This is a genomic window from Mesorhizobium sp. WSM4806, from assembly GCF_055811635.1.
In genome coordinates this window covers 256,622-272,286 of record NZ_JBVVQZ010000008.1, presented here as the reverse complement: position 1 = coordinate 272,286, position 15,665 = coordinate 256,622, and the positions used below count along the sequence as shown (strand labels likewise).

Sequence of the window (15,665 nt, the reverse complement as noted above, 5' to 3'; positions counted from 1 at the left end):
TACTGCCCTACTGCCCTACTGCCCTACTGCCCTACTGCCCTACTGCCCTACTGCCCTACTGCCCTACTGCCCTACTGACCCGCCAGATGACATTGCCGACATCGTCGGCGACTAGCAGTGCGCCGCTCTGATCGATAGCAACGCCGACCGGACGGCCCATCGCCCTGCCGTCACGCCCGACGAAGCCAGCGAGCACATCTTTCGGGGGACCGCTCGGTTTACCACCGCGGAACGGCACGAAGATCACCTTGTAACCGCTGAGCACACTTCTGTTCCACGAGCCGTGCTGACCAACGAACGCGCCGTTGCCGTAGGCTGGGCCGAGCGACGCCCCTTTGGAGAAGGTCAGTCCCAGCGAGGCGGTATGGGAACCCAGCGCGTAGTCGGGCTTGACCGCCCTAGCCACGAGACCGGGGCGCTGCGGCTTGACGCGTTCGTCGACGTTCTGTCCGAAATAGCTGTAGGGCCAGCCGTAAAAAGCGCCGTCACGAACCGAGGTCATATAGTCCGGCACAAGATCGTCGCCGATCTCGTCACGCTCGTTCACGGCGACCCAAAGCTTGCCGGTTTCAGGGTTCCAGGAGAGCCCGTTCGGGTTGCGCAGCCCTGACGCGAAGACCCGGGTACGGCGGGTCGACCGGTCCACTTCAAGGACGGCGGCGCGGTTCTTCTCCGCGGCCATGCCGTTTTCTCCAACGTTACTGTTGGAGCCGACGGTGACATAGAGCTTGCGTCCATCCGGACTTGCGATCACATCCTTGGTCCAATGATGGTTGAGATCTCCGGCCGGTAAGTCGACGATCTTTTCCGGCGGCGTTGTGGCTCGGGTCTGGCCATTGGAGTAGGGGAAAGCGACAAGCGCGTCGGTATTCGCTACATAGAGAATGCCTTTGGACAGCGTCATACCAAAGGGAGAATTGAGGCCTTCTGCGAACGTCCTGCGCACATCCGCAATGCCGTCGCCATTGGTGTCGCGCAGGAGCGTGATGCGGTTGGCGCTTTTGGTCGCGGCCCCGGCGCGCTTCATAGCGAGGTCCATAAAGACCTTTCTAAGGCTGAAGCCTTCGTCATGCTTGGCAGGGGCATTGGTTTCGGCAACCAGCACGTCCCCGTTCGGAAGCACGTGCAGCCAGCGCGGATGGTCGAAGCCGGTGGCGTAGGGGTTCACCGTCAGCCCGTTCGCCGGGGTCGGCATACCACCTTTCTGCCAGCCTTTCGCCTCGGCGATGTTGACGGTCGGGATCAGCGTCGGTCTTGGTTTCGGTAAGGTTGGGTTGGGGCCATAGCCGATTATTGCCCCCGTTTTCTGCGCCGAAAAGCCAGCGCAGCCGGCAATGACGGCTCCCAATACCGCTATGAGTAGGCTTCGTGGGAAGCCGGCATGCATCGGACGTCCTCCGCATGGATTGCGTCGTGCTCTTTACGCAAACGCGAGTCAACGACGTATTATTCCAAACTGGCTCCAAACAACGGCGTTGGTACGCCGCCTCGGATGACCGTCAAAACAGTCACACGAAAACGGTTCGCCCGTGCTAATAATCACAGTCTAGGTCGCCGCCACGCGGCGTATTCGAGAGACTGGCGACGCGATCATGAACATCCCTCTCAATCCAGACGGCAGCGATCTGTCGCCTTACCTGCCGGACGAGCACGGGCTGTTCTTCGTCTATCACTTCGCCGCCGAAGGCACGAGAACCAAAGACGCGACCACCACACACTGGACATGGCGCAGCTACCAGGTTTCCGACATGCGCGCGCGCCACGAGATCGCCACCGAGCCGGCTTTGCCGCCGCCGGTGCGCGATGCCTTCCTGTCGGCCGGCCATGGCTGCCATATCGACCTCGAGGGCGACTGGCTGTACGGCGATTTGCCGGACCTGCGCCACGACTATTCGGCGGAGGCGCGCGGGCTTGGCCATTTCCGCTTCGCCTTCAACGACACGATGCTGATCGGCGGCCGCAAGCAACCGCTGCAATCGGTCGACAAAATCCGCAAGGCGATCGACAACGGATCGCGAAAGTTCCGCTCTCCGGCCGAACTGATCGAGGCTGTCATGGGCCAGTCGCTCGACGGCATGACGACGGAACTCGCTGGCCTTGGCGACACGCTCGATGGCATCGAGGACCGCATCGTCTGCGATGCATGGCACAATGAGCGGCAGGCGCTGGTCGATGCGCGCCGGCAACTGGTGGTGATCCATCGGCAGATGGCGACGCTGACCAGCCTGTTCCGCCATCTCGACCATTCGCATCGCAATGACCTGCCGGACGCAATCAACGACATGGCGGCACGGCTTTCGCACCGCGCCCATACGTTGCATCATGACGGCGAGCAATTGCAGGCCCGCGCCCGGCTCTTGCAGGACGAGCTGATGGCCAAGCTGACGACGCAGTCGAACCAGTTGCTTTACATGCTGTCGGTGATGACCGCGGTGCTGTTGCCGATGACGATCGTCTCAGGCCTGTTCGGCATGAATGTCGGCGGGCTGCCGCTGGTCGACACGCCGGTGGGCTTTTGGGTGGCGTCGGCGATATCGCTCGCCGTCCCGGTGGTCGTCTATCTGTTCGTCAGGCGGCTGGGGCGCGGGATGTAGCGGCAACCGTTACAAGGTCGCGCGAAAATCCTCGATGACAGTGCCGGCAGCGCGCACCTCCGCTTCGTGGTTCGGCTCGCGCCACTCCTCTGCAAGGGCTGCCGCGTACCATTCGCGCATCGCCGGCAGAGCCAGCAATCGCGCCGGATAGGTGGCAGCCGCGCCCTCGAAGGACAGTCCGTAGGACTGAACCCTAAACGCCACCGGGGCAAAGAAGGCGTCAACGGCAGTGAAGCGATCGCCAGCCAGGAACGGTCCGCCGAAGCGGCGAAGCCCGTCGTCCCAGAGATCGCCGAGGCGAAAAAGGTCGTGCTTCAGCGCATCCGACATCGGCACCGGCGCGACGCGGACACCGCAGTTCATCGGACAGGAGCCGCGCAAGGCGGTGAAGCTCGAATGCATTTCGGCCGCTGCCGACCGCGCCCAGGCTCGCGCCTTCGGCTCGGCAGGCCAGACGCCAGCGTGGCGCTCGGCCAGATATTCGGTGATGCCGAGCGAATCCCAGACTGCCCAGCCGTCGTCAATCAGGCACGGTACGAGGCCGCTGGGCGAGAACGGCCGGTAGAGGCTCCAACTCGATCCGGTCGGAAACGGTGTCAGCCGCTCCTCGAAGGCGACGTCCAATGTCCGCATCAGCACCCATGGCCGCAGCGACCACGAGGAATAATTCTTGTTTGCTATGTGCAGCACGTACATCGAAAATCCTCGCTCTAACGCATTGCCGGCCGGATCTCGCGACCGCGGAACATCGACCAGGAATAGATCGCCAGCGCCGCCCAGATCAGGCCGAAGGCGATGGCCTGGGTGCTGCCGAAGGGTTCGCCGAAAATCAGCACGGCGATCAGGAACACAATGGTCGGCGCGATATACTGCATGATGCCGATGGTGGAGAGACGCAGCAGCTTGGCCCCGAAGCCAAACAGCAGCAGCGGTATGGCGGTGACCGGGCCGCAGCCGATCAGCAGTGCGGTATCGTTCAGGGAACTGGAGACGAAATGGTCCTGCCCGGTGACGATGAGGAAGATGATGTAGCCGAGCGCCGGCACCGACAGCAAAAGCACTTCAAGCAAGAAACCCTGGCTGGGACCGATCGGCAGCGTCTTGCGGAAGAAGGCGTAGGCGGCGAAGGAAAACGCCAGCACCAGCGACACCCAAGGCAGCTTGCCGGCGTCGATCGTCAGCACCGCGACCGCGATGGCCGCCAGCACCACCGCCGCGATTTGCAGCCGGTCGAGCCGTTCGCTGAGCAGCAGCGCGCCGACGACGACGCTGACAAGCGGGTTGATGTAGTAGCCAAGCGCGGTCTCGATGGTACGGTCGACCGCGATGGCCCAGACATAGATGCCCCAGTTGACCGAAATCAGCGCCGCCGTCAGCGCCGCCAGGGAAATAATGCGCGGCGAACGCAACGCCGCTTTGAAATCCGCCGTGCGGCCGGCCCAGATCAAAACTGCCGCCGCGATCGGCACCGACCAGACGATGCGGTGCGCGATGACTTCGGCCAGTGGCAGATGTGCAACCGCCTTCATATAGAAGGGCAGCAACCCCCACAGGAGATAGGCGCCCAGCGCCAGCAGGAATCCACGCCGGGCCTTTGAGTCTGCTTCGAGCTGAATTGCGTCCGTGGCCATGGCCCAACGCTATGCGCCAGCCGCCGGGCCAAGACCATCGCAAAGTTCTGATGGATCAATGGACTTTCGCTGATGGTTCAATCCTACTCCGCCGCGACCAGCCCGGCCATCTCGCGGTTCTTCATCAGCTTGTAGACGATCGAATCCATCAGCGCCTGGAATGAAGCGTCGATGATGTTTTCTGAGACGCCGACCGTCCACCAGCGGGCGCCGGTTGCATCGTGCGATTCGATCAGCACGCGAGTGATCGCCTCGGTACCGCCATTGAGGATACGCACCTTGAAGTCGGCGAGCTCGAGGTCGGCGATCTCGTTCTGAAATTTTCCAAGATCCTTGCGCAGCGCGATGTCGAGCGCGTTGACCGGGCCGTGCCCTTCCGCCACCGACATCTTCTCCTCGCCATCGACCAGCACCTTGACGATCGCCTCTGAGACCGTCTTCAGCTGGCCATTGGCGTCGAAGCGGCGCTCGACCATGCAGCGGAACGAGGTGACGCTGAAGAATTCCGGCAGGCCATGCAGCATCTTGCGCGCCAGCAGCTCGAAGCTGGCATCGGCGCCTTCATAGGCATAGCCCTCGGCCTCGCGCCCCTTGACCACTGATATCAGCGCGTCCAGCCGGTGGTCGTCTTTCGGCATTTCGATGCCGCGCCGTTTCAACTCGGCGAGGAAATTGGCCTTGCCGCCTTGGTCCGAGACCATGACCCGGCGGCGGTTGCCGACCGCTTCCGGCGGCACATGCTCGTAAGTGGCCGGCTCCTTGGCCAGCGCCGAGGCATGGATGCCGGCCTTGGTGGCGAAGGCGGAAGCGCCGACATAGGGCGCCTGCGCTTCCGGCGCGCGGTTCAGCAATTCGTCGAAGGCGCGGGACAGGCGCGATATGCCGGCCAACGCTTCGGCCGAGATGCCTGTCTCGAAGCGGCTGGAAAAGGCCGGCTTCAGCGCCAGCGTCGGCACGATCGAGATCAGATTGGCGTTGCCGCAGCGCTCGCCGATGCCGTTCAGCGTGCCCTGGACCTGGCGCGCGCCGGCCTCGACGGCGGCCAGCGAATTTGCCACCGCCTGGCCGGTGTCGTCATGGGCATGGATGCCGAGATGGTCCCCCGGTATGCCTGCCTCGATGATCTTCTCGACGATGGCGCGCACTTCCGACGGCTGCGTGCCGCCATTGGTGTCGCACAGCACCACCCAGCGCGCGCCGGCGTCGTAAGCGGTCCTGGCGCAAGCCAGCGCATAATCGGGATTGGCCTTGAAGCCGTCGAAGAAATGCTCGCAGTCGACCAATGCTTCCTTGGCCGAGCCAATCGCCGCTTCGACTGACGCCTTGATCGCCTCGAGGTTTTCCTCGTTGGTGCAGCCCAGCGCAACGCGGACATGGTAGTCCCAGCTCTTGGCGACAAAGCAGATGGCGTCCGACTTCGACTGGACCAATGCGGCAAGGCCTGGATCGTTCGAAGCCGACACCCCTGCCCGCTTGGTCATGCCGAAGGCGACGAATTTGGCGGTTGCCGTGCGGTGCTTGGCAAAGAAGGCGGTGTCGGTCGGGTTGGCACCGGGATAGCCGCCTTCGATATAGTCGACGCCGAACGCGTCAAGCAGCCCGGCGATGGCGATCTTGTCCTCGACCGAAAAGTCGATGCCCGGCGTCTGCTGGCCATCGCGCAGTGTGGTGTCGAAGAGATAGAGGCGCTCGCGGCCCATGATCATTTCCCCGCAAACTTATCCGTCGCCCGGATCAGCCGGTCGAGGATGCCCGGCTCCGAATAGGCATGGCCGGCGCCCTCGACCAGATGGAAGTCCGCCTTGGGCCACGCCTTGTGCAGCGCCCAGGCATAGCGCGCCGGGCACGGCATGTCGTAGCGGCCATGGACGATGGTGCCGGGGATGTCCTTCAACTTGAAGGCATCACGCAGCAGCTGCCCTTCCTCAAGCCAGCCAGCATAGACGAAATAATGGTTCTCGATGCGGGCGAAGGCGACGGCGTAATCGTCTTCGCCAAACCGGCTGCTGGTTTCCGGATCGGGCAACAGCGTGATCGTCTCGCCTTCCCACAGGCTCCAGGCCCGGGCGGCCTCGACCTGTGCCTTGCGGTCGCTGCCGACCAGCCGCTTGCGATAGGCGGCCATCATGTCGCCGCGCTCGGCCTCAGGGATCGGCGCCAGGAAGCGCTCCCATTTGTCGGGAAACATTTCCGAGACGCCGAACTGATAATACCATTCGAGCTCCGCGCGCGTCAGTGTGTAGATGCCGCGCACGACCAGTTCGCTGACCCGCTCGGGGTGCGTCTCGGCATAAGCCAGCGCCAGGGTCGAGCCCCACGAGCCGCCGAACACCAGCCATTTGTCGAAGCTGCACATGTCGCGCAGGCGCTCGATGTCGGCGACCAGATGCCAGGTAGTGTTGGCCTCGAGCGAGGCGTTGGGCGTCGACTTCCCGCAGCCGCGCTGGTCGAACAGGATGACATCGTAAAGCTTCGGATCGAACAGCCGTCGGTGCTTTGGCGAAATGGTGCCGCCCGGTCCGCCATGCAGGAACACGGCCGGCTTGGCGCCCCTGGTGCCGGAACGCTCCCAATAGACCTGATGGCCATCGCCGACATCGAGCATGCCTGAGTCGAAGGCCTCGATCTCCGGATAGAGGCTGCGCAGGTCATTGCTCATAATTTCAGGCCCTGCTGCGGCCAATTGGCCGTCTCGTGATCCGGATGCTGGAAGGAGATGATCGATTCCTGCCGGGTGTAGTAGTCAGGATCGTCATGGACCGGCGCGTCGAAGATCTTCTCCACCCAAGGCAGCCGGGCGGCATAGTTGATCTGGATCTGCGGTGCGAGGTCGGAGCGATCGTCAAAGGCGCCGATGGCGATCTCAAGCCCGCCAGGCTGCCTGTAGGTCAACGGCGTGCCGCAGCGGCTGCAAAAGCCGCGATCGATGTTGACCGACGACTGGAAATAGCTCGGCTCCTCGCGCACCCATTCGACACCGTCCTTCGGCACCGTCACCAGCGCGCCGAAGAAGGAACCGAACTGTTTCTGGCACATGCGGCAATGGCAGATGGAAGGGCGTCCAAGCGCCCCACGAATGCGGAAACGCACGGCGCCGCACTGGCAGCCGCCGGTTCGAACGGTTTCGGTCATGATCTTTCCTCCGGCGGCCATTGTTCGGTGTCGTGGTCGGGGTGCTGGTAAGAAACGAGATCGGCGAGATAGGAGGACGACGAAACATCGGCCATCGTCTCCTCGCCAGGCAATTCGTGGATGTGATCGACATAGGAGAGTTTTGCTTCGGTGCCCCACTGGATGGTCGGCGCGATCTCCTCCGCATGGTCGAAGGCCGCGATGGCGAGTGCGATGCCGTCGGGCGCCTCGAAAGTCAGCGGCGTGCCGCAATCGGCGCAAAAACCGCGCCAGGCGGCGTTGGAGGAACGAAAGCGCTTGGGCGCGCCGCGCGTCCAGTCGAGTTTTGCGCCACGCACCGACACCAGCGGCAGGTAGAAATTGCCGCTTGCTTTCTGGCACATGCGACAATGACAGACGGAGGCGTCGCCCAGCGCGCCTTCGACACGGAAACGCACGGCGCCGCACTGGCAGCCGCCTGTGTAGACCGGTCTGTTATCCAGGCTCATCACTTCACTCCGGGGCATGGCAGACGGCTTCGACATTGTTGCCGTCGGGGTCGAAGACAAAGGCGCCATAGTAGTTCGCGTGATAGTGCGGACGAAGGCCCGGCCCACCATTATCCTTGCCGCCGGCGGCGATGGCGGCGGCGTGGAAGGCATCGACTTCAGCGCGGCTGCGCGCGGTGAAGGCGACATGCTGGCGGTCCTTCGGCTTGTCCTTGCCTTGATGCAGCCAGAACACCGGCCGGTCGCGGCCATAGCCGCCGACCATAGCGGCACCGGTGTATTCCTGCGGCACCATGTAGAGCAGCGAGGCACCGAGCGGCGCCATCGCCCTGTCGTAGAAAGCTTTCGACACGTCGAAATCGGAAACGGTGATGCCAAGATGGTCGATCATGGAACTACCTCCCTCGCTGCTTCGCCGGCCGGCATTTCGGCAGCGGCCAGGCCGGCTTCGATGACAATGTGCTGGCAGACGTTGTCGATGTCGCGAATGACGTCGTCGTTCCAGAAACGCAGGATGGTCCAGCCCAGCGCCTCTAGCTTCGCGCTTCTTGCCAGATCGGATGCCGAAGGTTCAGACCGGGCATGCTGGGAGCCGTCCAGTTCGACAATCAGCTTTTTGGCGGGGCAGGCGAAATCGACGATATAGTGGGCGATAGGCATCTGCCGCCTGAAGGCTAGTCCCATCAGCCTGTGCGCTCTAATCTCATTCCAAAGCTTCAGCTCGGGTTCGGTCATAGCGCTGCGCATCTTGCGCGCATTGCTGCGGTTGTTGGCGGGTACTGGGAAATGCGTCATCGCGGTTCGCCCCCCTCTGTCCTGCCGGACATCTCCCCCTCAAGGGGGGAGATTGGACGGCACTTCGGCTTTCGCCAATCGCCGTCGTTGGTGATTGGGCGCTTCCGGCGAAGCTGCCAATCTCCCCGCTTGAGGGGGAGATGTCCGGCAGGACAGAGGGGGGTGCCTCGCGCCACCTTCACCGCTTTACCTCCCAGTTGGTGCTGCGGGTGCCGGTGGCGGGGTCCTTGCCGTCCTTCAGTTGCACGCCTTGCGCCAGAAGCTCGTCGCGAATGCGGTCGGCCTGGGCCCAGTTCTTGGCGGCGATCAGTTCCAGGCGCCTGGCGATGGCCCTGGCGATGGCATCTTCATCAACCTTGGCCGGCGCAACGTCGAAGCCGAGGAACGACAGTGCCGCCTTCAGCGAAGCGGTAGCATGGTTGCCCGCGGCGGCGTTGCCGCCACCGGCAGCATTGGAATCCACAGCCTCGCCGGCCAGTTGCGTCAGCACCTGGAACGCGGAATAGGTTGCGAGATCGTCCGACAAGGCTTCCACCACTTCGACCGGCAATTGCTTGGCCGCCGCCGGTGCCAGGTCCGCCGCCCGCTTCCATTTGCGCAGCGTATTTTCCGCCTCTTCCAGCTTGCGCACGGAAAAGTCGATCGGCTCGCGATAATGCGTCATCAGCATCGCCAGCCTGAGCACCTCGCCCGGCCACTTGCGGCCACCAAAGGTCTCCGTCTCCAGCAACTCGTTGATCGAGTGGAAGTTGCCCAGGCTCTTGGACATTTTCTGCCCCTCGACCTGCAGAAAGCCGTTGTGCATCCACACCTTGGCCAACACCTCGGTGCCATGGGCGCAGCGCGACTGTGCAATTTCATTCTCGTGGTGCGGGAAGATCAGGTCGAGCCCGCCGCCATGAATGTCGAAGACCTCGCCGAGATAGGCGGCCGACATCGCCGAGCACTCGATGTGCCAGCCCGGCCGGCCCCTGCCCCACGGGCTGTCCCAGCCCGGCTCTTCCGGCGAGGACAACTTCCACAGCACGAAATCGCCAGGGCTCTTCTTATGCGGATCGACGGCGACGCGAGCGCCGGCCTGCTGTTCGTCGAGATTGCGTTTCGACAATTGGCCGTAGTCCGGCATCGAGGCCGTGTCGAACAGAACTTCGCCTGCCGCAACATAGGCATGGCCGCGTTCGATCAAGCGTTGAATCAAGGAGATCATGTCGACTTTGCCATCTGCGCGCGGCTCGACGAATTCAGTGGCCCGCGGCTCGACCGTAGGTTGCAGGCAGCCGAGCGTCGCCACATCCTTGTGGAACTGGTCAGCGGTCTTTTCGGTGACCCGCCGGATCGCCTCGTTCAGCGACAGCTTTCCCGATGCAATCTCGGTGCCGAAATCGCGCAGCGCGCGGTCGTTGATCTTGTCGTCGACATCCGTGATGTTGCGCACATAGGTGACGTGCGCTTGCCCGTAGAGATGGCGCAGCAGACGAAACAGCACGTCGAAGACGATCACCGGTCGCGCGTTGCCGATATGGGCAAAGTCGTAGACCGTCGGGCCGCAGACATACATGCGCACATTGCGCGGATCGATCGGGAAGAAATCCTCCTTGGTCCGCGTCAGCGTGTTGTAGAGGCGCAGGCCCTTCGATGCGTCAGACATTCGTGCCTTCCCGGTGCGTTACTTTTTGGTTGGGGCAACTTGCGCCGAGACGCAAATCAGCCACCAGCCTGCTGGCCGGGGCGTTTGTCCACTCTAGAAGGAAGATAGGCGAAAACGTCCGGACCAGCGCGAAGCTAGCCAATAATGCAGATGCCACAAATGGCGAAAGACGTTCTCATGAGCGGCTTTATCGCCTCAGCCAGTGTTGCCGTCAAGTCGCAACTTTCGGCAAAAGAGCCGCTGGATCACAGGTAATGACGCGGTGAAACATTTTATTAAACATCTCGGCACAGTCATGAAACATTCACCGGCTAGATCAGCAGATGTCACGATTTGGTCGGATTCGACCAGCAAACGCGGACACGAAGACGTTACCAGGGAAGAGAAAAATGCCTCGAGCCAAGCAGGACTCCAGCAGCGCCAAGCAACCGGCGCTCGCCAGTCAATACCGGGCGATCGGCCCGGCCGCGATCGTCGCCGCCCTTCTCCACACAGCGAAGAAGAAGAAGCCGGTGCAGAAGATCACCTCGCCGCGCGCTGCCTGATGTGACGTGCGGCCGGCGGGTTCGCCAGGAAATGGCAGCGCCGGCAATGAAGGCGCTGAAGCGCCCCAGAAAATAGCAGCTACTGCTGAAACAAGCTCATCTGACTGTCGTCGGCGCCCGGCTTCCGGCGCCTGGCCTTCTCGAACTCCGGCCACCTTTCCTGAATCTCCGGCCCGGTGTTGGCGACCTTGTTGACGAGGTCGGAAACCGGGACGGCCTCGAAGAAATCGAGTTGTGCCGGTTTGAGCAGGTCGGCCACGTCGCGCGGCTCGAGCGTGCGGCAATCCAGCCAGCGGGCGAAATCCTGCGTGTCTATCACCACCGGCATGCGGTCGTGGATATGGGCAATGTCGGCATTGGCGTTGACGGTCAGGATGGCGCCGGTGTCCATCTCCGAGCCGCCCGGCTCGGCATAGGTCTCGATCAGTCCGGCGAAGGCGACAAGCCCGCCATGCTTCGGCCGCACCCAATAGGGCTGTCCCCGCTTGCCGCCTGATTGACGCCATTCGTAGAAGCCTGAAGCCGGCACCAAAGCGCGGCGGTGGCGCATGGCGGCGCGAAACGAGGCCTTTTGCGCGGCTCCCTCCGAGCGCGCGTTGAACAGCAAAGGAAACTCACGCGTGTCCTTCACCCACGCCGGGATCAGCCCCCAGCGCACCAGCATCCGCTGCCGGTCTTGCAGGTTCGAGTCTGGCAGGTTCGAGCCTGGCGCTCGCGGCAAGCCTGCAATCGCCATCAGCACCGGCTGCGTCGGTGCGATGTTGTAGCGGGGCGGGAAATCCTCCAGTTCTGGCAGACCGAGAAAAGCGGCGGCCCGGTCCGGCGTGGCGGTCAAGGCGAAGCGTCCGCACATAAGCTGAAACTCGTTGGATTGGTCGGTTGTGAAGGTGGGGATGGAACCGGCGTTGCGCAACCGCTAATGCTTGCTCTCGCCGACCGGTCCACAACCGGCTGCGGCAAATGGCGATCGGAGATCCATGGACGAGATGCGCAAAATACGCCCGGCTGTATCGGTCGCCATTGTCCGCGGCGACACGGTGCTGCTGGTCAAGCGGGCGCGGCAGCCTTCGCAAGGATTCTACGCGTTTCCAGGCGGCAAGGTCGAGGCCGGCGAAACGCTGGAACAAGCCGCGCAGCGCGAATTGCTGGAGGAAACCGGGTTGCATGCGCACAACTACCGCCGCCTTCGGGAAATCCACATCGACGGCGGCAGCGACGGGCACCCGGTCGACTATCTGCTGACGGTATTCGGCGCCACCTATGCCGGCGGCGAGCCCGTGGCCAGCGACGACGCCGAGACCGCCGCCTTCTATACACTCAGCGAAATGACGGCGCTGCCGATTGCCGCTTCGGTGTTTGCTGTTGCCGACGAATTGCTCAGGAATACAGGCGCGTAACCTCCAAAATCGCCTTGCAGGCGACAAATTGTTTGGCCACATAGATTTATGATCCGCGCATCGGTTTTCCTTGCAGCTTGCCTCGCCGCCAGTACGGCAATCGGGGCGCGGCCGGCCATGGCCGCCGAGTCGCCGTTCGAGCCGGGGCTGATGCGGCTGGCCGAGGTGCTTGGGTCGCTGCATTTCCTGCGTAATCTGTGCGGGGAGAAGGGCGACCAATGGCGGGTCGAGATGGAGAAGCTGATTGCTTCGGAAAACCCGAACCCGGAGCGGCGCGCCCGCTTCATCGCCAGCTTCAACCGCGGCTACCGCTCCTTTGGCGGCACCTATACACAGTGTACCGCCTCGGCGACCGAAGCCATCAGCCGCTACATGAAGGAAGGCGAGACGCTGTCGCGCGACATCGCCTCGCGCTACGGCAACTGAGCCTGGCTCCCCCTGCTTGTGTCCCGGCCCGCTTGTGTCCCGGCCCGCTTGTGTCTGGTGGCGTCTTGGTGCAATTGTTGTGTTGCACTTCTGCAACGGTGTTAACAAAACGTTACGGCGCGGATGTGGAATTAACTCAAACTGAAGGTTTTCATCCCGCTCGCCGGCCTAATCGGCTAAGTTTTGAATCGGATCGAACGCAGGTTTGCAAAACGTGACGAACCCTTGTCGAAACGACCCCAGAAATGTCGTATTTACAAGTACTTACTTAACCTGCGAGTAAAAGGGACAGCCCAAGCCTGATCCGCATCCGCCGGATCGCCGCTTGAAAAGGGTGGACATCGCAATGGAACATGGCGTCAACGACATCGACGCGCTGGTCAGGGAAGAAAAGCGCCTGACTGCAGTGGAAAGCCACAGCGAGGCCTGGGCGGAAGGGCTTTCGGCCGGAATCGAGACGGAAATCATCGCCGAGGCGGCCCTCGAAACCGCGTTCGGCGAGATGCTGCGCGCCAATGGCGAGACCTCAGCCCTTGCCTTGCTCGACCGCATGCGTGAAAAGGTCATAGCTGGGGCCTTCGAGCCGGGACGGCTGCGGCACTGATTGGCATCAGGCTCTTCGATGACGGCGTGCCGCTTGGGCGTCATGCCCCGGGCACCTGGGCGGGCCTGGGCAGCTGGACGGAATCATGGAGAGGCAGGCGGTGAATTTTTCGACGTCAGGCCAGCCGCGTGGCTTGGCCCTCAGCATCCGGCTTGCCGCTTTTTGCGCCGCGTTTCCGCTGGCGCTTTGCCTCGCAATCAGCCCCGCCTATGCTTTGAGTGAAATCAAGCGCGAGGACCTGCCCTCGCCAGTCACGCCGCCCGCCGACGACGACATGTCGCCGCCCGGAACCGCGGTGCCGACGCCCGGCCCGCTCGGCGCGACGCCGCCTGCGGCGAGCCAACCGACGCCACCCGACGAACGGGAACAGGTCGAACCGGGCGGGCCAACAGACGATGGTGGCATAGCCAATCCGCAAGTCGACCCGGATGAACCCTTGCCCGAGGTCGTCTACGATCTCGGCAAGCTGCCGGAGCCGGTCAGGCGCATGCACGATTTGATTATCGGGGCCTGCAAGAGCGGCGACATCGAAAAACTCCGGCCGCTGATCGGCCAGGGCGATGCGATGACCCAATTGTCGCTGGCCGAGATCGAAGGCGATCCGATCACCTTCCTGAAAGGGCTTTCGGGCGACGCGGAAGGCCAGGAAATCCTCGCCATCCTGGAAGAGGTGCTCAGTGCCGGCTATGTCCATGTCGATGTCGGCACGCCGCAGGAGCTCTATGTCTGGCCATATTTCTTCGCGCTGCCGCTGGACAAGCTCGACGCCAGGCAGCGGGTCGAGCTGTTCAAGATCGTCACCGCCGGCGACTATGACAGCATGAAGCAGTTCGGTGCCTACATCTTCTACCGCGTCGGCATCACCCCGGATGGACAGTGGACGTTTTTCGTCGCCGGAGACTGAGCGGCATAGCCTCTCCTACCCTCAAGCCCGCCCAGAGCATCGGAGTCGATACCGGTTTTGGGAGAATCCGATGCTCAAACAGAAGATAAGCGGCGGGACGATGCGATTTGAAAGTCCGCCGCTCTATACCGCCAGCGCCTCGGAAAACTCCACCGCACTGCCCTGTCCGGGTGTGACGATCTCGCCTTCCCACATTACGCGCCGGCCGCGCACGATCGTGCCGACCGGCCAGCCGGTGACTTGCCGGCCGTCGTAGGGCGTCCAGCCGGCCTTCGAGCCTGCCTGCGCATTGGTGATGGTTTCGCGGCGCTTCAGATCGACGATCGTGAAATCGGCGTCGTAGCCGGCGGCGATGCGGCCTTTCCTGGCCATGCCGAAGATACGCTGCGGGCCGTGGCTGGACAGGTCGACGAAACGCTGCAACGTCAGCCGGCCGGCATTGACGTGATCGAGCATGATCGGCACCAGCGTCTGCACGCCGGTCATGCCCGACGGCGAGGCCGGGTAGGGTTTCGCCTTCTCGGCCAGCGTGTGCGGGGCGTGGTCGGAACCCAGCACATCGACAATGCCTTGCGCAATGCCGCGCCAGATGCCGTCGCGGTGGCGCGATGCGCGTACCGGCGGGTTCATCTGGATCAGTGTGCCAAGCTGCGCATAATCATCCGCGCTCAGCGTCAGATGATGCGGCGTCGCCTCGCAGGTCGCGACGTCCTTGTGCTGTTCGAGGAAAACAATCTCCTCGGCGGTCGAGATGTGCAGCACGTGGATGCGGGCGCGAACCTGGCGCGCAATGCGCACCAGGCGCTCGGTGCAGCGTAAGGCGGCGATCTCGTCGCGCCACACAGGATGCGAGGCCGGGTCGCCCTCGATGCGCTGGCCAAGCCGCTCGCGCAGCCGGAATTCGTCCTCGGAATGGAAGGCCGCACGGCGGCGCGTATTCCTCAGGATCGAGGCAACGCTTTCATCGTCCTCGACCAAAAGGTCACCGGTCGACGAGCCCATGAACACTTTTATGCCGGCAGCACCGGGTAGCCGCTCAAGGTCGCCGGCGTCCTTTGCGTTCTCGCGGGTGCCACCGACCCAGAAGGCAAAGTCGCAATGCATGCGGCCGGTGGCACGCCGAACCTTGTCGGCAAGCGCTGCTTCACTGGTGGTCAGCGGGTTGGTGTTGGGCATCTCGAAGACGGCGGTGACGCCGCCCAGCGCCGCTGCCCGCGAACCTGTCTCCAGATCTTCCTTGTGCTCCAGCCCCGGCTCGCGGAAATGCACCTGGCTGTCGACGACGCCCGGCAGGATGTGCAGGCCGCGACAGTCGACCGTTTCGCCAGCGGAAGCCTGGCCGAGATCGCCGATAGCGGCGATGCGCCCGCCGTTGATGCCGATGTCGCGCCGGCCTTCGCCGTCGTGGTTGACCACCGTGCCGCCTGTCAGGATGAGGTCGTAGGTCGTGGCCATGCTGATCCGGTCTCTTGCGGGGGGAGTGCCAGCGGCTTACGTAATG

Annotated in this window: 18 protein-coding genes; 6 read left to right on the top strand and 12 right to left on the bottom strand. The window is 63.2% G+C overall.

Annotated elements, in window-relative coordinates; translation table 11 throughout:
• Positions 1-55: 55 nt before the first annotated feature.
• On the bottom strand, positions 56-1,387 hold the full coding sequence (locus tag AC0L2M_RS15215) for a PQQ-dependent sugar dehydrogenase (protein ID WP_473535274.1): 1,332 nt from the start codon (positions 1,385-1,387) through the stop codon (positions 56-58).
• 205 nt (positions 1,388-1,592) lie between these two features.
• Here AC0L2M_RS15215 and AC0L2M_RS15210 point away from each other — a divergent pair, with 205 nt between their 5' ends.
• Positions 1,593-2,594: a transporter gene (locus AC0L2M_RS15210; RefSeq protein WP_473535273.1), complete on the top strand. Its 1,002-nt coding sequence runs from the start codon at positions 1,593-1,595 to the stop codon at positions 2,592-2,594.
• Positions 2,595-2,603: 9 nt separating this feature from the next.
• Here the strand turns inward: AC0L2M_RS15210 and AC0L2M_RS15205 are convergent, their stop codons facing one another.
• The 9 genes from AC0L2M_RS15205 to cysS form a co-directional block, all read right to left on the bottom strand.
• Positions 2,604-3,290 carry a glutathione S-transferase family protein gene (locus tag AC0L2M_RS15205; protein ID WP_023800734.1) on the bottom strand — a complete coding sequence of 229 codons (687 nt, stop codon included), beginning with the start codon at positions 3,288-3,290 and terminating at the stop codon, positions 2,604-2,606.
• 14 nt (positions 3,291-3,304) lie between these two features.
• Positions 3,305-4,225: an EamA family transporter RarD gene (gene rarD / locus AC0L2M_RS15200; protein WP_473535272.1), complete on the bottom strand. Its 921-nt coding sequence runs from the start codon at positions 4,223-4,225 to the stop codon at positions 3,305-3,307.
• A gap of 83 nt (positions 4,226-4,308) precedes the next feature.
• The gene (cimA, locus tag AC0L2M_RS15195) at positions 4,309-5,925 is read right to left on the bottom strand and encodes a citramalate synthase (RefSeq protein WP_473535271.1); all 1,617 of its coding nucleotides are present in this window, start codon (positions 5,923-5,925) and stop codon (positions 4,309-4,311) included.
• 2 nt (positions 5,926-5,927) lie between these two features.
• Entirely contained in the window at positions 5,928-6,884 is a 957-nt protein-coding gene (gene pip / locus AC0L2M_RS15190) for a prolyl aminopeptidase (protein ID WP_473535270.1), read from the bottom strand.
• The gene (locus AC0L2M_RS15185; protein ID WP_023800738.1) at positions 6,881-7,357 is read right to left on the bottom strand and encodes a GFA family protein; all 477 of its coding nucleotides are present in this window, start codon (positions 7,355-7,357) and stop codon (positions 6,881-6,883) included. Before AC0L2M_RS15185 ends, pip begins: the two co-directional genes overlap by 4 nt.
• Positions 7,354-7,845: a GFA family protein gene (locus tag AC0L2M_RS15180; RefSeq protein ID WP_473535269.1), complete on the bottom strand. Its 492-nt coding sequence runs from the start codon at positions 7,843-7,845 to the stop codon at positions 7,354-7,356. Before AC0L2M_RS15180 ends, AC0L2M_RS15185 begins: the two co-directional genes overlap by 4 nt.
• Positions 7,846-7,849: 4 nt before the next feature.
• Positions 7,850-8,236, bottom strand: coding sequence for a VOC family protein (locus AC0L2M_RS15175; protein ID WP_473535268.1), 387 nt, complete (start codon positions 8,234-8,236; stop codon positions 7,850-7,852).
• Complete coding sequence (locus AC0L2M_RS15170; protein WP_419696593.1) at positions 8,233-8,640, bottom strand: endonuclease domain-containing protein; 408 nt, start codon at positions 8,638-8,640, stop codon at positions 8,233-8,235. The genes AC0L2M_RS15175 and AC0L2M_RS15170 overlap by 4 nt, the downstream gene beginning before the upstream one ends.
• 178 nt (positions 8,641-8,818) lie before the next feature.
• On the bottom strand, positions 8,819-10,288 hold the full coding sequence (gene cysS, locus AC0L2M_RS15165; protein ID WP_473535267.1) for a cysteine--tRNA ligase: 1,470 nt from the start codon (positions 10,286-10,288) through the stop codon (positions 8,819-8,821).
• A gap of 389 nt (positions 10,289-10,677) precedes the next feature.
• On the opposite strand from cysS, the gene AC0L2M_RS15160 reads away from it, so the two are divergent.
• Positions 10,678-10,833 (top strand): hypothetical protein, encoded by a 156-nt coding sequence (locus AC0L2M_RS15160; RefSeq protein ID WP_023800743.1) that lies wholly within the window; start codon positions 10,678-10,680, stop codon positions 10,831-10,833.
• 79 nt (positions 10,834-10,912) lie between these two features.
• On the opposite strand, the gene AC0L2M_RS15155 is transcribed toward AC0L2M_RS15160, so the two are convergent.
• Positions 10,913-11,686 (bottom strand): SOS response-associated peptidase, encoded by a 774-nt coding sequence (locus AC0L2M_RS15155; protein WP_473535266.1) that lies wholly within the window; start codon positions 11,684-11,686, stop codon positions 10,913-10,915.
• 124 nt (positions 11,687-11,810) lie between these two features.
• Here AC0L2M_RS15155 and AC0L2M_RS15150 point away from each other — a divergent pair, with 124 nt between their 5' ends.
• From AC0L2M_RS15150 to AC0L2M_RS15135, 4 genes are all read left to right on the top strand, one after another.
• Positions 11,811-12,230 (top strand): NUDIX hydrolase, encoded by a 420-nt coding sequence (locus tag AC0L2M_RS15150; RefSeq protein WP_473535265.1) that lies wholly within the window; start codon positions 11,811-11,813, stop codon positions 12,228-12,230.
• A 48-nt stretch (positions 12,231-12,278) separates the two neighbouring features.
• A complete protein-coding gene (locus AC0L2M_RS15145; protein WP_027152710.1) occupies positions 12,279-12,656 on the top strand; it encodes a TIGR02301 family protein in 378 nt (125 codons plus the stop codon).
• 346 nt (positions 12,657-13,002) lie between these two features.
• Positions 13,003-13,260 (top strand): hypothetical protein, encoded by a 258-nt coding sequence (locus AC0L2M_RS15140; protein WP_023800747.1) that lies wholly within the window; start codon positions 13,003-13,005, stop codon positions 13,258-13,260.
• 100 nt (positions 13,261-13,360) lie between these two features.
• Positions 13,361-14,164 (top strand): hypothetical protein, encoded by an 804-nt coding sequence (locus tag AC0L2M_RS15135; RefSeq protein ID WP_287229971.1) that lies wholly within the window; start codon positions 13,361-13,363, stop codon positions 14,162-14,164.
• 123 nt (positions 14,165-14,287) lie between these two features.
• On the opposite strand, the gene AC0L2M_RS15130 is transcribed toward AC0L2M_RS15135, so the two are convergent.
• A complete protein-coding gene (locus tag AC0L2M_RS15130; protein ID WP_473531490.1) occupies positions 14,288-15,619 on the bottom strand; it encodes a dihydroorotase in 1,332 nt (443 codons plus the stop codon).
• Positions 15,620-15,665: the final 46 nt, after the last annotated feature.

Excerpts from the sequence above, each read along its gene's own strand:
- pip (WP_473535270.1), bottom strand. The coding sequence starts at position 6,884 with ATGAGCAATGACCTGCGCAGCCTCTATCCGGAGATCGAGGCCTTCGAC.
- AC0L2M_RS15145 (WP_027152710.1), top strand. The coding sequence starts at position 12,279 with ATGATCCGCGCATCGGTTTTCCTTGCAGCTTGCCTCGCCGCCAGTACG.
- rarD (WP_473535272.1), bottom strand. The coding sequence starts at position 4,225 with ATGGCCACGGACGCAATTCAGCTCGAAGCAGACTCAAAGGCCCGGCGT.
- AC0L2M_RS15130 (WP_473531490.1), bottom strand. The coding sequence starts at position 15,619 with ATGGCCACGACCTACGACCTCATCCTGACAGGCGGCACGGTGGTCAAC.
- AC0L2M_RS15170 (WP_419696593.1), bottom strand. The coding sequence starts at position 8,640 with ATGACGCATTTCCCAGTACCCGCCAACAACCGCAGCAATGCGCGCAAG.
- AC0L2M_RS15205 (WP_023800734.1), bottom strand. The coding sequence starts at position 3,290 with ATGTACGTGCTGCACATAGCAAACAAGAATTATTCCTCGTGGTCGCTG.
- AC0L2M_RS15140 (WP_023800747.1), top strand. The coding sequence starts at position 13,003 with ATGGAACATGGCGTCAACGACATCGACGCGCTGGTCAGGGAAGAAAAG.
- AC0L2M_RS15215 (WP_473535274.1), bottom strand. The coding sequence starts at position 1,387 with ATGCATGCCGGCTTCCCACGAAGCCTACTCATAGCGGTATTGGGAGCC.
- AC0L2M_RS15210 (WP_473535273.1), top strand. The coding sequence starts at position 1,593 with ATGAACATCCCTCTCAATCCAGACGGCAGCGATCTGTCGCCTTACCTG.
- AC0L2M_RS15150 (WP_473535265.1), top strand. The coding sequence starts at position 11,811 with ATGGACGAGATGCGCAAAATACGCCCGGCTGTATCGGTCGCCATTGTC.
- cimA (WP_473535271.1), bottom strand. The coding sequence starts at position 5,925 with ATGGGCCGCGAGCGCCTCTATCTCTTCGACACCACACTGCGCGATGGC.
- AC0L2M_RS15155 (WP_473535266.1), bottom strand. The coding sequence starts at position 11,686 with ATGTGCGGACGCTTCGCCTTGACCGCCACGCCGGACCGGGCCGCCGCT.
- AC0L2M_RS15160 (WP_023800743.1), top strand. The coding sequence starts at position 10,678 with ATGCCTCGAGCCAAGCAGGACTCCAGCAGCGCCAAGCAACCGGCGCTC.
- cysS (WP_473535267.1), bottom strand. The coding sequence starts at position 10,288 with ATGTCTGACGCATCGAAGGGCCTGCGCCTCTACAACACGCTGACGCGG.
- AC0L2M_RS15175 (WP_473535268.1), bottom strand. The coding sequence starts at position 8,236 with ATGATCGACCATCTTGGCATCACCGTTTCCGATTTCGACGTGTCGAAA.
- AC0L2M_RS15185 (WP_023800738.1), bottom strand. The coding sequence starts at position 7,357 with ATGACCGAAACCGTTCGAACCGGCGGCTGCCAGTGCGGCGCCGTGCGT.
- AC0L2M_RS15180 (WP_473535269.1), bottom strand. The coding sequence starts at position 7,845 with ATGAGCCTGGATAACAGACCGGTCTACACAGGCGGCTGCCAGTGCGGC.